Genomic DNA, 13,532 nt, shown 5'->3' with positions numbered 1-13,532 from the left:
ACCTCCAATAACAGTTTCTATTTCATTCGTACCCTTTTCAGCCTTTTTTATAACGGATTTCATCACGGCTTCCTTTTCTGAAAAGGAATTAAAAAGTGGGGGAAGCATAAAATCTTCCGGCACTGAACTATACTTTTCCTAATGCTTCAGATTTTCATTGCATCGGTGTTAACTGCTTCTGGAGGATTTTTTCCGCCAAATATTCTGCATCCAATCCAACTCCCTGAAGTAAAGCAGATCCCCTTCTATGCTGCCAGGGAAGCCCTAAAAAGTATAATCCATCAACCGCTGTTTCACCTCTGTCATGTATGGGCATTCCCATATCATTAAAAACAGAAGGGATATTAATCCACCGATAATCGGATTTATAGCCAGTGGACCAAATAACGCTGCTTACTTTCAGGCAGGACCCGTCCTCAAAGAACACTTGGTCCTTGTAAGCTGCTGCGGCTCGCGGCTTCAGGGAAACAGCCTTGCTTTTGACCCGCTCCTTCAGTTCATAGCCAAAGATGGGATCAGGCTTATTTCTGATAAATTGCCCGATCCTGCTGTTTGCATCTGCTTTTAAGACTCCCAGCTTATCAAACCACCAGAATATGCTTTTCCCGGCTATATCCTGCGGCATATAACTGATAGAATGCCCGGACGACAAATAAGTCTGCCTGCTTTTTGAAATTTCGACAGCTATTTGCGCTCCTGAATTCCCCCCGCCAACAACCAGCGCATTGCCTCTTTTCAGCTGTTCAGTATTTTTGTATTCAGATGAATGGAGCTGGAGAATATCCTCTGATAAGTTCTCTGAAAAAGATGGAATTATGGGGTGGCGGAAAGGACCGGTCGCTACAACGACATTCCGGCAATAAATATCCCCCTGGCTTGTAGACAATAAAAATAGATCCTGGAGATAATCCAATTTTGTCACCTTTGATCCGAGCTTCATCGGCAGTGAAAATGTGTTTGCATAATTAACCAGATAATCACTGACTTCATCCTTGCCAGGGTATCTGCCAGTCCCAGTGAATTGCAGACCCGGAAGTGAACTATAGGAGTATGGAGTAAATAAAGTAAGGGAGTCATATCTTTCTTTCCAGCTCTTTCCGATTTCCTCCCCTTCATCCAGAATAAGAAATGTTAAATCTGTCCTTTTCAAATGCCAGCCGGCGGCAAGGCCTGCTTGCCCCCCTCCGATCACCGCAACGTCATATATCACGCCATAATCCACCCTCTTTATTAAAAAGTTTCCCAGACAGCTGGGAAACTTCTTTTTTATTTGTCTTTAACCCTTAAGAGCCGCAGCCCGTTTAGCGTAACGATCAATGTTGCGCCCATATCAGCAAAGATGGCGATCCATAAAGTAAGCCAGCCTGGAATGACAAGCAGCAGGGCAACAAGCTTAATGCCCAGCGAGAATGTTATATTCTGCTTGATGATCGTCATTGCTTTTCTGCTCAGCTTAACTGTAAAAGGCAGCTTCCCAAGATCATCAGCCATCAGCGCAATATCCGCCGTTTCAAGAGCGGTATCCGTACCAGCGCCTCCCATGGCAATCCCAACTGTCGAAGCAGCCAGTGCAGGTGCATCATTCACACCGTCACCAACCATGCCGGCACGGTGATATTTCTCCCGCAATTCTTTGATATAGGTGAGTTTGTCTGCAGGCAGCAGTTCGGCTTTGATGTCTGTTACTCCCGCTTGGCCTCCAATGGCTTTCGCCGTTCCAAGATTATCACCTGTCAGCATTACAGTCTTCTCAATTCCTAATGCGTGCAGCTTTTGAATGACATCCCTGCTGTTTTCCCTCAGAACATCCGCTACAGCAATCACTCCCAGAATTCCAGCTGGTGTCCCTGCTGCCATCACTGTCTTGCCTTGATTTTGCAGGTCCAGGATCATCAATCTTAATTCATCAGGAATTCCATTCAGCAGTACATCATCAAAAAGATTTGGACTGCCGACATAGTAGGTTTCACCATATACTCTGCCTTTAATTCCTTTTCCCGTGATGGAGGCAAAGTCCTCCACTTCAATGTTTTTGTAGTCCAGCCCTTCTTGCTCCGCTTTTTTCATGATGGCTGATGCCAATGGATGCTGTGAGCCATTCTCCAGGGCAGCCACAACAGAAAGCAGCTGTTTGGATTCAGTCCCGGGAGAGGGTATATAATCCGTGACAGCGGGAGTTCCTTTTGTAAGGGTCCCTGTTTTATCAAAGGCAAGAGCCTTAATGGCCCCCATCTCTTCCAGATGGATTCCGCCTTTGATCAGTACGCCATTTTTAGCAGCATTCCCAATCGCCGTCACGATGGCAACCGGAGTTGAAATGACCAGGGCACACGGACAGCCAACCACCAGCACAGCAAGTCCCTGGTAGATCCATTCGCTCCAGTCAGCACCAAAAAATAGAGGCGGAACAACTGCCGCACCAAATGCGACCATTATAATAATGGGTGTGTAGTACTTTGCAAATCTGTCGACAAATGCCTGTGAAGGGGCCCTTTCAGCCTGTGCCTCCTCTACAAGATGAATGATTTTTGCAATTGTCGTATCTTCCGCCCGTTTTGTGACCTGAACTTCAAGGACACCTTCTTCGTTCAAAGTCCCTGCGAATACTTCATCCCCAATGCTTTTTGAAACCGGGACAGATTCACCTGTGATCGCCGCCTGGTTGACGGAAGAAAAGCCTTTAGCCACGGTTCCATCCATCGCGATTTTCTGTCCTGGCTTAATAATCATAATATCTCCCGGCTGTATATCATCCACTTCAACCATCAGTTCCTGATTTCCCCTGCGGATCAGCGCTTCCTTAGGGGCAATATCCATCAGTGTCCGGATCGATTGCCGGGCTTTATCCATGGAATAAGTCTCAAGGGCTTCACTGATGGCAAATAATATGACCACAGTCGCCCCTTCCCCCCACTCACCTATAAAAGCTGCCCCAATGACCGCTATGGTCATAAGCGTCCTCATATCAAACTGGAGGCGGAAGAGATTTTTTAAGCCGGTTATAAAAAGGCGCCAGCCTCCCACTGCTATTGATGCACCGTACGCAAGGACAGAGGACAGGCTTCCCTCGCCATTCACCTGTCCAGCTGCCCAGCCTATAATCAACAGGAGAAAGGATGCAATAACATAAGAATGCTTTTGCCAAAAAGGCTCTTTCTTTTCTTCAAACCGCTGATTCTCAGGAATGATACGCAGGTTTTCAAAGGCACCGGCCTTTTCCAGTTCCATAATCGTGGCGTCTCCGTATACAGTCAGTTTTGAAGCGCCAAAGTTAACATTTGCATTAGAAACACCATCCAGGTGTTTTACGTTCTTTTCGAACTTAGCGGCACAGCCTGCTCAGGAAAAGCCCTGCACTCTATAGACCGTTTTATCAATAGATTTCTCCAAAGACTCACTCATTGGCCTGCCACCTCCTTCTGATGTTCAAAGGCAATCCGTATCAGCTGCTTCACATGGTCGTCGTCCAGGGAATAATAAACAAGCTTGCCCTCTTTCCGGTATTTTGCCAGCCCAAGATTGCGCAGCAGGCGCAAGTGGTGGGAGGCTGTAGCAGTCGTACTCCCGACAATATTGGCAACATCACATACGCACAGTTCCTCTTCATGGCAAAGGGAAAGAGCAATCTTAACCCTGGTATCATCGGACAGCGCCTTAAATAATTGCGCAACTGCCTGTGTATTTTCTTTTTCAATGCTATTCTTTATACGTTTAACTTTTACTTCATCAACGCATTTTACTTCACAAATGTCATTCTGCATCAAAGCATCACCTCAACATTCAAACATATATTTGATTATTAGTTTATGCAAATTTCGCCAAACGGTCAATCATTTGCTTGAATGTTCTGTTAAAACTCCTGGGAATTATGTGTCTATTTTTTGAAAAAGCAAAAATCCTTTCTGACATTAGTTCAATAGGGATTGTTTCATTGAGAGGTTTTTTTGTATGCTAGCATAGTAATAGAAGATTTAAGAGAGAGGGAGGTTCAATGAAGAAATCTATTTTCCCCATTCTTGCTGCCATCATGCTGGCTGCTGGATGTTCTTCTGCAGAGGAAGACTCTTCACATGCAGGCCATTCAGGTGAACATAAGAACCAGAGTGCCCCGGAATTAACTTATACCTTAGGAAGCAATGATTGGGCGGCCGTGACCACTTACACAGACAGCCCTGAAATACTGGAAGCTTATCAGTTTGCAGTCGAGCATCCCGAGGTACTTAATTATATGCCATGCTATTGCGGCTGCTACGAGGAAGATGGCCACGAAAGCAATACTAATTGCTTTGTTGACAGCGTAAACGGCGACACCGTTTCCCTTGATACAATGGGCTTTGGCTGAGGGGTCTGTGTAGACATAGCCCGTGAGGCTAAATCAGAATTTAATAAAGGGACATCTCTTAAGGATATCCGTACTATGATCGATGAAAAATATAAAGGGACAGGAATCGAATCGACTCCTACCCCGATGCCTGAAGTGTAAAAGCTTTGATGGCAAAAGAAAAGCACACATCTGAACTGCAGATGTGTGCTTTCTATTTTTGCATTTTAACAAGGATGTGCCTTCATTTTTACATTTGTTACTTAAGCAAAAACCTGAGCTTGACTCAAACGCCAGTTTCGCTGAACATTTTGATGCGATCTCCTATCTCATCACGCACACGCTGGAAAAATGCCCATTTTTCCTCGTCTGTTCCTTCCGCTTTGGCAGGGTCATCAAAGCCCCAGTGCTCGCGTTTTACATGAGGCGGAGTCATTGGGCATTTATCTGCTGCATCGCCGCAAAGTGTAACGACGAGGTCAGCATTGTTCAGGATTTCCGTGTCGATGATATCTGATGTCTGGCTGGAAATATCAATGTCCGCTTCCTTCATAGCTTTTACTGCGTTGGGATTCAGCCCATGCGCTTCAATACCCGCACTATATACGTTCCAGTCCTCGCCCAAATATTTTTTGGCCCATCCTTCAGCCATCTGGCTTCTGCATGAGTTTCCGGTGCATAGGAAGTAAATTGTTTTTTTAGACATATGTCAGGTCTCCTTTGTTGTTTAATATTATAGTATGAGCAGCCAGATATATAAGCCGGCCAATGTAATAAATAATGTCGGGATGGTCAGGATAATCCCTGTCTTGAAATAGGTTCCCCAGGAAATCCTGACTCCTTTCAGGGATAATACATGAAGCCAAAGAAGTGTAGCAAGCGAACCGATCGGCGTGATTTTAGGTCCAAGGTCAGAACCGATGACATTCGCATAAATGAGTGCCTCCCTGATGGTTCCGCTGGTATCCGTTTCTGCAATTGCCAGTGCGTCTATCATGACGGTTGGCATGTTGTTCATTACAGATGAGAGAATAGCGGCAATAAAGCCCATTCCGATCGTTGCTGCAAATAAGCCTTGATCAGCTGCCAATTGAATCACATCAGCCAGTACATCTGTCAGCCCGGCATTCCGCAGTCCGTAGACAACAACATACATGCCGATTGAAAAGAAAACAATGGCCCATGGAGCCCCCTTAATGACCGTTTTGGTCTGTACCGCCGGACTCCGCCTTGCCATAAGCAAAAAGAAGATGGCAATGATGCCGGCAATAAAGGATACCGGGACTCCTATAAATTCACTGGCAAAATAGCCGGCCAATAAAACGCCCAGTACAATCCATGAAAGGCGGAACATCCCCTGGTCTTTGATTGCTTCAGACGGTTTCTTTAGCTGGGAGAGATCATATTGTTTCGGGATGCTTTTTCTAAAGAAAAGATATAGGACCAGGATGCTGGCTCCTAATGAAAAGAAATTCGGAATGATCATCCTTGATGCAAACTCCGCAAACCCGATTCCGAAAAAGTCGGCTGAAACGATATTCACCAAATTGCTCACGACTAAGGGCAAAGAGGTCGTGTCCGCTATAAAACCGCTGGCGATGATGAATGGAAACACCATCTTTTCATTCAAGTTCAGATTCCGCACCATTGCCAGGACAATCGGTGTCAAGATGAGTGCGGCTCCATCGTTCGCAAAAAAGGCTGCCACCAAGGCCCCGAGAATGCTGATATAGATAAACATGCGGACACCGCTGCCCTTCGCGGCCCTTGCCATATGAAGGGCGGACCACTCGAAGAAACCAATCTCATCCAGGATGAGTGAGATGATAATGATCGCAATAAAAGCGAGAGTTGCATTCCAGACGATTGATGTTACATCCAGTACGTCTCCGAAGTCAACAACGCCGGCAATTAAGGCGAGAATCGCGCCGCCGCATGCCGACCAGCCAATTGACAGGCCTTTTGGCTGCCAAATGACCATGATCAGCGTAAATAAAAATATCAATGCTGCTAATATGACCGATGTCAAACTGCTGTCCCCCTATTAGTCACAGGAAATCCTGAGCCCCTGTTCCTCAAGTTCTTTTAGTTTATAATCCTGGCTGGGGAGATGCTGGAGAAGGCTCGCAATGAAAGGATAAAAATCACTTTCCTTATTGAGGGAGTAGATGATCCACTGTCCTCTCCTGGCCTCTTTCACAATCCCGGCATCCTTGAGTTTTCTAAGATGCTGGCTGACAGCAGGCTGGCTCATTTGAAAAATCCCGGTAAATTCACAGACACAATAATCATTGGTGTCGAGCATCTTCACCATCGTAAGGCGGGTTTTATCGCCAAATAATTTTAGGATGCCTGCTGCTTTATCAAGGTCTGCCTTGACTTCCTCCAAGTTGAACACCTCCAGTTATAATATAACCAATTGCTTATATAATAGTATGCTTATATATAAAAAAGCAATGGGTTTCCGCTTTTCTTTGGTGTAACCTTAGGTTTGCAATTATTCAATTAAAACAAAAAGGTGTTGATGTGCTTGACTTCCCATAGCTTTCATACCCTTTTAAAACTGAGCTTTTCAATGGAGCTGATATTGATGGATGCTTTCCTCTGCCTTATGGAGGCCCAGAAAAAAGAAATGACATGCAAATAGATTTCACTTGAAAAAATCAAGCAACTTCATTCGCCAGGAGTCATCAAATTGACCATCAGATAACTGATAAAAACTGCTGAAGATCCCCAAATGTGTGATACCCTGTTCATGATGGACATTTGGCGTATAAACTGAAAATAAGAGAAAATTCGTTCTCTCTGCTAGAACGATTGCTGGAAGCGGTTCTCCAGTTTGCTTTTCACTGAATTCCAGATAGTCCTGTTTTGAAGGATTGGTCATGAATAATAAAACTGCCAGTAACACTGCAGCTCCAAATAAATATATGCTCCTCTTCTTCATGGATTTGCACCTCCATTTTTTCTTTTTAGAAGCACATTTCGGTTAATTTCCCTATAAATCCTTTTTCCCACAGGATACTGCAAAAAAAAAGAAGCCAAACGGCTCCCTTTTTTGTTTTTTTATGCCTACAAATATTTCCTGTGTATCCCCTTCCCATCATAAGTAAACAGCATCTGCTTCCCCTCGACGATTGTTTCCAAGTTGACATTGCGCCCCCAAAGCTGATGAACGTAAGGTAGCACTTTCTCAAGATACTTCAGATCAAGTTCAATTCCTTCAAATCCGTGCTTTAGGTACAGCTCTCCATTTTTCAGATAATCTCCGTCTACGACTGTTAAGTACGGGAATCCCCCATTGACCCTCATGCTGACAAGCTGGTCCCTGACTTCTTCCCAGCCTTTGTCGACGATTTTGTAATCCTTGCCCTGCTTCTGGAACAGATACATATCCTCCCGCATCACCAGATCTTTTGTCAAATAATTGCGCAGGAAGGAAATATCTGATTCAACTTCGCGCACTTCAAACATCTTCTCCCTGCCTGATCCGCTTTGGACGCCCCGCTTTTTCATTTCCTCTGTAGGATTGTCATAGCGGTCTTCAATATCTTCAAAAATTTTCAGGCCAAGATAATATGGATTGATATTTGTCCGCGAAGGCTGCACCACCCCTGCATTCAGCTTCGCAAATTCAATCGATTCATCGCTGGTCAGATCCAATTCCCGAAGGATTCTTTGATGCCAGTAGGAAGCCCAGCCTTCGTTCATGATTTTCGTTTCCAGCTGCGGCCAGAAATACAGCATTTCCTCACGCATCATCGTCAGGATATCACGCTGCCAGTCTGAGAGCTCCCGGCTGTATGATTCAATAAACAGCAGAAGGTCCTTCTCGGGCTGCGGCGGAATTTTCTTCGTTTTCTTTTTCTTCTCCGGCTTCTTTTTGCTCCTGCTGTCCAGATTCCAGAGATCATCGTAAGGAGTCGCAGCCGGCGCCTCATCTTCCTCATATTCAAGATCTTCGGCGCTCCAGGCAAGCTTCGGCCGCATCAGGCTTGGATCGATATGTTCTTCGATGGCAAGCACAGCATCCAGGAAGGTTTCCACCTCATGCTTTCCATGCTCGATTTCATACTGGCGGATCCTTTCTGCTGTTGCAGACATGCTCTCCACCATATCCCTTTTTGTGTTCTGAAAACGGATATTATTTTTGAAAAAGTCGCAGTGGGCAAGGACGTGGGCAACAATCAGTTTATTCTGGATCAGTGAATTCGAATCAAGCAGAAATGCGTAGCAGGGATCTGAATTGATGACAAGCTCATATATTTTTGAAAGGCCAAGGTCATAATGGAGCTTCATCTTATAGAACTGCTTGCCAAAGCTCCAGTGGGAAAATCGTGTAGGCATCCCGTAGGCGCCAAATGTATAAATGATATCGGCAGGGCATATTTCATACCGCATCGGATAAAAATCCAAGCCGAAACCCGTGGCAATCTCGGTTATTTCTTGTATGGCATGCTCGAGGCCTTTGCGGTCGGTGTCTCTCATCATCTCTCCTCCTTTATGTTCTTATCTCAATTTATGAGAGAAGGACGGGATTGATGAATCAATAAAAAGGGACCCTGCATCCGGAGCCCCTTGGTGGTCTACTTTTTCTCTTCCACAGATAAGCTGATCAGTTTATCATTAACAGTATCATGCGACACCCTTATGACGACTGTCTTCGTTTTCTGGCCTTCTTTTACCTGAAACTCGAACAGGTCTGCTGCCGTATTCTCTGACAAAGCCTGGCGCCCCTGGTACTGGTAGTCAACGACTTCTTCCCCGGGATAGTCCTCTTTGATAACAGCAGTGGCAATGCGGCCGAACTTTTCATAATCAGGCTTTTGAACAGCCAGGGCTGCAGGAGAAGCGAATGCTGATAATAAAAATCCAAAAAGCAGCAGAGACAGGAAATGTTTTTTCATGTTTTGGACCTCCATCTTTTTCATTAGCTTTCTTCAGGAAAGCAGCCTTTATACATAGTCATTTCCTGCAGGAAAGTATCCGGTACTGACAGTTCATATGCAGGTAAAAGATGAGAACCGCGCTGTATCAGGAAGACCAACATTTGCTGAGAGAATTCTGTACGGAAGGGCGCAAACTAATATCATCTCCTCAACATAGGAGGGTGAGCCAGATGAATAAAGTCGATTATGACCGGGCGCTGTACTATACACACCGTTCGGAATGGGATAATCTCCTGATATTGATGGTCCGAACCCAGGACCAGTTCCTTTCAAAGAAAATCGAGCATTTCCTGCATGCGTATAACTTTGAAAAAGATTATTCTATGATTGAAAAGCATTTGTATTCTTTGCTGAGATATATCGATCATGCCAATGAAATTTCAGAGGAGAGCCTGTTTAAGGAGCCTCTGTCTATATAAGGATTCCACCAAAAAAACACGGTCATTCAGGCCGTGTTTTCCTTTGCTTCCCCTATTGATTTCTCCGGTTGTCCTTCCTGGAACAGCAGCTTTCCTGCTATAACAGCCGCTGCGAATGAAAAAATGAGCAGGAAGGATAAAATATAAAAACTGAATGCTATGCTTGGGGCTCCTGACAGCCCGGTAAAAACAACCAGGAGCAGAGTCCGGATCAAAAGGCCCATGGAACGGAACAGGCTGTCTGTCCTGCCAATCAGATGATTGGGCACCATTTCCATCATAAGCGCATTCCTTGCCACCCTTGTTCCCGCATTGCCAAAGGCCAGGAAGATGGCCAAGGATAAGAAGACAGGAACATCTTTTATAAAGACAATAACCGAAATGGCTGCTGTATAGGCACCGATCGTCAGAATGATCGACCTTTCATTGCCCCACCGGGAAGCGATGGCTGGAACAGCGAGTCCGGCAAATGCGGCTCCTATCCCGTAGATCATGCTTTGGGTTCCATATACCGAAGCATCTGCCTGCAGAATATCCGCAATATAAACAGGGAAAAGGTAATTGGTCACCATTACGCCAATAAAAGGCATCATCGAAGCAAAGAGGAAGACAAACAGCGCCGGCCTTGCTTTCAGATACAAAAGACCGCCTCCAGCCTTCACTGTCCCCTGCTGCTTAACAGACTTTTCTCCTGAAGTATAAGGAATCAGCCAAAACAGCCCCAATGCTCCCAAATAGGTCAAAGCATCAATCAGCAGTATCCGCTCAAGAGGGACAGTGGATATGATGGCCGCTGCAAACGCCCCCGCTGCTACACTTGAAAGCTGGCCCTGAATCTCCATGGCGCCATTAAGCCTTCTATAGTGGGAAGGGTCGAAAATTTCCTGGTTGAATGCAAAGATGGCGGGATAAAACAATGTATAATAAAGGCTTCCAGCCCCGTACAGAATGATTAGATGAACTGTTTCATAACCGAGTCCAAAATAGCCGGCTGCAGAAAAAGCAGCGATGATGATAAAGCCTGCTCCTTCCCCGAACAACAGAATCCTTTTGCGGGAAAAGCGGTCAATCAGCTGCCCCAAAAACGGTGTAACAGCAAAATTAATGATGGTCATGGCTATGGCCGCATAGCCGAAAACCTTCCCGCCGTTTGCGCCGGATGCAAGCAGCCAGGGAATGGCAATCATGGTAATCCCAGACCCGATGGAAGACAGAATATTGGCAGCAACAATAAAGCAGAAGCGACGATCGCGGTACAATCCATTCATGCTTTTTCCTTACTTGCCTTTCATCTGGACATAGCCATTTACATAAAGCTTCAGTTCATCCATCAGCTGATCGACGAGAGCTGCCGGCTCCTCGTTCAGCCCGTCATTATCATAATCAAAGCAGTGAGGATCAAGCACAAGCTGTTTTGGGATCACATTTGCATAGACCCCTCTGCCGACAGTCCTCATATTATTGAGGGCATTGATGCCCCCTTTTCCTCCGCCGGATACAGCGAGCAGTGCAACCGGCTTATGGGCGAACTGATCGCTGCTCAGGAAATCAAGGGCGTTTTTCAGCACCCCGCTCATGGCACTGTGGTATTCAGGTGAAGCAAGCACAATTCCGTCAGCCTCTGCCGCCCTCTGGCGCAGCTCCTTTACAGCCGTCAGCTCGTACTGGTGCTGCTCCCCGCTGTAAAGGGGGATTTCCCCCAGGCTTAAATCGATCAGGTCTGCTCCGTACTTTTCGGCAATATACCGGGCAGCAATTCCTGTCCTGCCCTTTTTTCGTGGACTTCCGCTAAATACTGCAATTTTCATGCTAGTTCTCTCTCCTTTTCTGTAGCTTCTCTATGTTCTTATTATAGGGAGAGACTGCACCGCGGAAATCGTCGCTTTGTTTTAATGTTACATACATAATTAGTCTAACTGAAAATTCAGGCACCTACAACTTTGGATGGAGCCGATTTAAACAAGCTTTTCCTTCACGGCCAGCAGCGCTGCCTGCGTCCGGTCAGAAATCTCGAGCTTTGACAGCAGATTGGATACATGTGTCTTGACCGTTTTCTCTGTGATAAAAAGGGAAGCAGCGATCTCTTTGTTGCTTTTCCCTTTCGCTATCTCCTTCAATACGTCGAGTTCCCGTTTTGTCAAATCATCTATGGGGCTTTTCTTTTTATCCTTGTTGGACAGATGTGACAGCAGGTGGGATGTTGCCTTGGGATGGAGCTGATTTTCCCCTTTCATAACCTGGACGATCGCCTTCACAAGCTCATCCGGTTCAATATCCTTCAGCTGGTATCCCGAAGCCCCGGCCTCGAGCGCCGGAATGACATGGTCCTGATCGGAAAAGCTGGTCAGCATCAGAACCTTCGTTTCCGGATATTTCTGTTTGATCAGCCTTGTTGCCTCTATCCCATTCATATTTGGCATATCCAGGTCCATGAGGACTATATCCGGCTTTAATCTACCTGTCTGCTCGACAGCCTCCAGCCCATCCTTTGCCTCCCCGGCGATTTCAATCTCCTGCTGTGTCTTAAGGAAAAAAATCAGGCCCCTTCTGACAACATGGTGGTCATCAGCCACCAGCACGCGCACTTTCATCATAATCCCCCTTAAATTGGTATGCTTATCTGTATTTCTGTCCCTTGGCCGGGCGCTGTTTTGATAGAGAAACTGCCTTTTAGCATTTCCGCCCTTCCCTTCATGCTGTTCAGACCCATGCTCGGCAGGCCTTTTCCCTTGCCGTAATAGAAGCCGCAGCCTTCATCCTTTATTATCATTATGATCCTGCTGCTGTCTGCCTCCACAAGAAGCCGCACTGAACCTTGGCCTGAATGCTTCTTGCAGTTTCCGAAGGCTTCCTGCCCCATTCTCCATAATGCTTCTTCAATTTTTCCCGGAAGGGCGATGACCCCTTTTACTTCTGCCTCAACCTTTAGCCCGAGCATTTGGCCATAATTCTTCAGGGCGCTGACAAGCCCGTTCTCAAGGCCGCGCGGGCGAAGCTGCCAGATCAGCGCCCTCATCTCGCTGAGCGCCTCCTGGGCAAGATCTTGTATGTAAGAAAATGTTTCCTTCACTTCAGCTCCTTCGGCCATTTCCATTCCGCCCCTTGCCGTTAAGTTCACAGAAAATAACAGCTGATTGACAGAGTCATGCAAGTCTCTTGCAAGCCGGTTCCTTTCAGCCGTAAGAGCCAACTCCTGCTCCCTTTGGGTCAGGGCGATCCGCTTGAGGGCAGTGCCGATCTGGAAAGCAACTGATTCCAATAGTGCCAGCTCCCCATCAGCGAACCTGGTTTTATGAGGGGAGCCGATGTTCAGGATGCCGAACCTCTCATCCCCAGCCCTTAAAGGAACACTGGCATGGTGGGTAAGCCCGTTCGTGCCGCTGCGCCCCTCTTCAATCGCGTCTTCAATCCGCTTGCAGCCGATAATATTAGTCGCCTTATTCAGCTTGCCACTATTGAATCTATCAACACACCAGCATCCTCCCTGGCACATTGGCGCATAATGATTTAAAGACAAGGCCTGCGGAAGCCGCTCTTTTGCGGCTAAATTATACTTGCCTTCCCCATCAATGAGAAAGATCCAGCCTGTTTCCAGATTTGTCACTTCAAGCAGCTTCTTCAGCACTTCCGGCAGGACTGACTTCATATCCGTCCCCTCATTGAGAAGCTCTGCGATTTCTTTTAATATTTTCACTTCAGAAAGCCTGTCTTCCTTGGTCATCCTCGTGCCTCCCATTTTTACTCTCTTTATTATAAAGCTTTATGGACAGTTCGGCCTTCGCATTTTGGATGAGGAGAATCTGCGGCTAAAGTTGCAGCTTCTTTGTTAAAAACGCGCAGAAG

15 protein-coding genes are annotated in these 13,532 nt (G+C 46.2%); 2 read left to right on the top strand and 13 right to left on the bottom strand.

All coding sequences use genetic code 11. From position 1 onward, the window contains the following. Positions 1 to 154: 154 nt before the first annotated feature. Genes LCM00_RS07265 through LCM00_RS07255 form a run of 3 tightly spaced genes read right to left on the bottom strand, consistent with a single transcriptional unit; the run spans position 155 to position 3,761 of the window. Positions 155 to 1,207 (bottom strand): flavin-containing monooxygenase, encoded by a 1,053-nt coding sequence (locus tag LCM00_RS07265; RefSeq protein WP_224900580.1) that lies wholly within the window; start codon positions 1,205 to 1,207, stop codon positions 155 to 157. Positions 1,208 to 1,266: 59 nt separating this feature from the next. Next, positions 1,267 to 3,402, bottom strand: a complete 2,136-nt coding sequence (locus LCM00_RS07260) for a heavy metal translocating P-type ATPase (protein WP_224899520.1) — start codon at positions 3,400 to 3,402, stop codon at positions 1,267 to 1,269. Further along, entirely contained in the window at positions 3,399 to 3,761 is a 363-nt protein-coding gene (locus tag LCM00_RS07255; protein ID WP_224899517.1) for an ArsR/SmtB family transcription factor, read from the bottom strand. Before LCM00_RS07255 ends, LCM00_RS07260 begins: the two co-directional genes overlap by 4 nt. Before the next feature lie 230 nt (positions 3,762 to 3,991). On the opposite strand from LCM00_RS07255, the gene LCM00_RS07250 reads away from it, so the two are divergent. After that, positions 3,992 to 4,483 (top strand): PCYCGC motif-containing (lipo)protein, encoded by a 492-nt coding sequence (locus LCM00_RS07250; RefSeq protein ID WP_318247597.1) that lies wholly within the window; start codon positions 3,992 to 3,994, stop codon positions 4,481 to 4,483. A gap of 124 nt (positions 4,484 to 4,607) precedes the next feature. On the opposite strand, the gene arsC is transcribed toward LCM00_RS07250, so the two are convergent. The 6 genes from arsC to LCM00_RS07220 all read right to left on the bottom strand — a co-directional run bounded on the left by arsC (position 4,608) and on the right by LCM00_RS07220 (position 9,228). Then, positions 4,608 to 5,027, bottom strand: coding sequence for an arsenate reductase (thioredoxin) (gene arsC / locus LCM00_RS07245; RefSeq protein ID WP_224899514.1), 420 nt, complete (start codon positions 5,025 to 5,027; stop codon positions 4,608 to 4,610). Positions 5,028 to 5,054: 27 nt separating this feature from the next. Beyond that, the gene (locus LCM00_RS07240; protein WP_224899511.1) at positions 5,055 to 6,350 is read right to left on the bottom strand and encodes an arsenic transporter; all 1,296 of its coding nucleotides are present in this window, start codon (positions 6,348 to 6,350) and stop codon (positions 5,055 to 5,057) included. Positions 6,351 to 6,365: 15 nt separating this feature from the next. Then, positions 6,366 to 6,710, bottom strand: a complete 345-nt coding sequence (locus LCM00_RS07235; RefSeq protein WP_224899508.1) for an ArsR/SmtB family transcription factor — start codon at positions 6,708 to 6,710, stop codon at positions 6,366 to 6,368. Between the two features lie 261 nt (positions 6,711 to 6,971). Beyond that, positions 6,972 to 7,268: a DUF4359 domain-containing protein gene (locus LCM00_RS07230; protein WP_224899505.1), complete on the bottom strand. Its 297-nt coding sequence runs from the start codon at positions 7,266 to 7,268 to the stop codon at positions 6,972 to 6,974. Positions 7,269 to 7,393: 125 nt separating this feature from the next. Further along, positions 7,394 to 8,809: a SpoVR family protein gene (locus LCM00_RS07225; RefSeq protein WP_224899503.1), complete on the bottom strand. Its 1,416-nt coding sequence runs from the start codon at positions 8,807 to 8,809 to the stop codon at positions 7,394 to 7,396. A 98-nt stretch (positions 8,810 to 8,907) separates the two neighbouring features. Beyond that, positions 8,908 to 9,228, bottom strand: coding sequence for a DUF3889 domain-containing protein (locus LCM00_RS07220; RefSeq protein WP_224899500.1), 321 nt, complete (start codon positions 9,226 to 9,228; stop codon positions 8,908 to 8,910). 212 nt (positions 9,229 to 9,440) lie between these two features. Between LCM00_RS07220 and LCM00_RS07215 the strand changes: the two genes are divergently transcribed. Continuing rightward, positions 9,441 to 9,689 (top strand): YhdB family protein, encoded by a 249-nt coding sequence (locus LCM00_RS07215; RefSeq protein ID WP_148976707.1) that lies wholly within the window; start codon positions 9,441 to 9,443, stop codon positions 9,687 to 9,689. 26 nt (positions 9,690 to 9,715) lie between these two features. On the opposite strand, the gene LCM00_RS07210 is transcribed toward LCM00_RS07215, so the two are convergent. The 4 genes from LCM00_RS07210 to LCM00_RS07195 all read right to left on the bottom strand — a co-directional run bounded on the left by LCM00_RS07210 (position 9,716) and on the right by LCM00_RS07195 (position 13,410). After that, positions 9,716 to 10,957, bottom strand: a complete 1,242-nt coding sequence (locus LCM00_RS07210) for an MFS transporter (RefSeq protein WP_224899498.1) — start codon at positions 10,955 to 10,957, stop codon at positions 9,716 to 9,718. Between the two features lie 9 nt (positions 10,958 to 10,966). Next, positions 10,967 to 11,497 carry an NADPH-dependent FMN reductase gene (locus tag LCM00_RS07205; protein ID WP_224899496.1) on the bottom strand — a complete coding sequence of 177 codons (531 nt, stop codon included), beginning with the start codon at positions 11,495 to 11,497 and terminating at the stop codon, positions 10,967 to 10,969. A 147-nt stretch (positions 11,498 to 11,644) separates the two neighbouring features. Next, positions 11,645 to 12,280, bottom strand: coding sequence for a response regulator (locus LCM00_RS07200; RefSeq protein WP_224899494.1), 636 nt, complete (start codon positions 12,278 to 12,280; stop codon positions 11,645 to 11,647). Positions 12,281 to 12,291: 11 nt separating this feature from the next. Then, a complete protein-coding gene (locus LCM00_RS07195; RefSeq protein ID WP_224899492.1) occupies positions 12,292 to 13,410 on the bottom strand; it encodes a GAF domain-containing sensor histidine kinase in 1,119 nt (372 codons plus the stop codon). Positions 13,411 to 13,532 lie beyond the last annotated feature (122 nt).

This window comes from Bacillus infantis (assembly GCF_020171945.1).
Lineage (GTDB): Bacteria > Bacillota > Bacilli > Bacillales > Cytobacillaceae > Bacillus_AB > Bacillus_AB infantis_A.
Note: the sequence above shows the minus strand (reverse complement) of the source record. Positions and strands in the feature narration are given on the sequence as shown.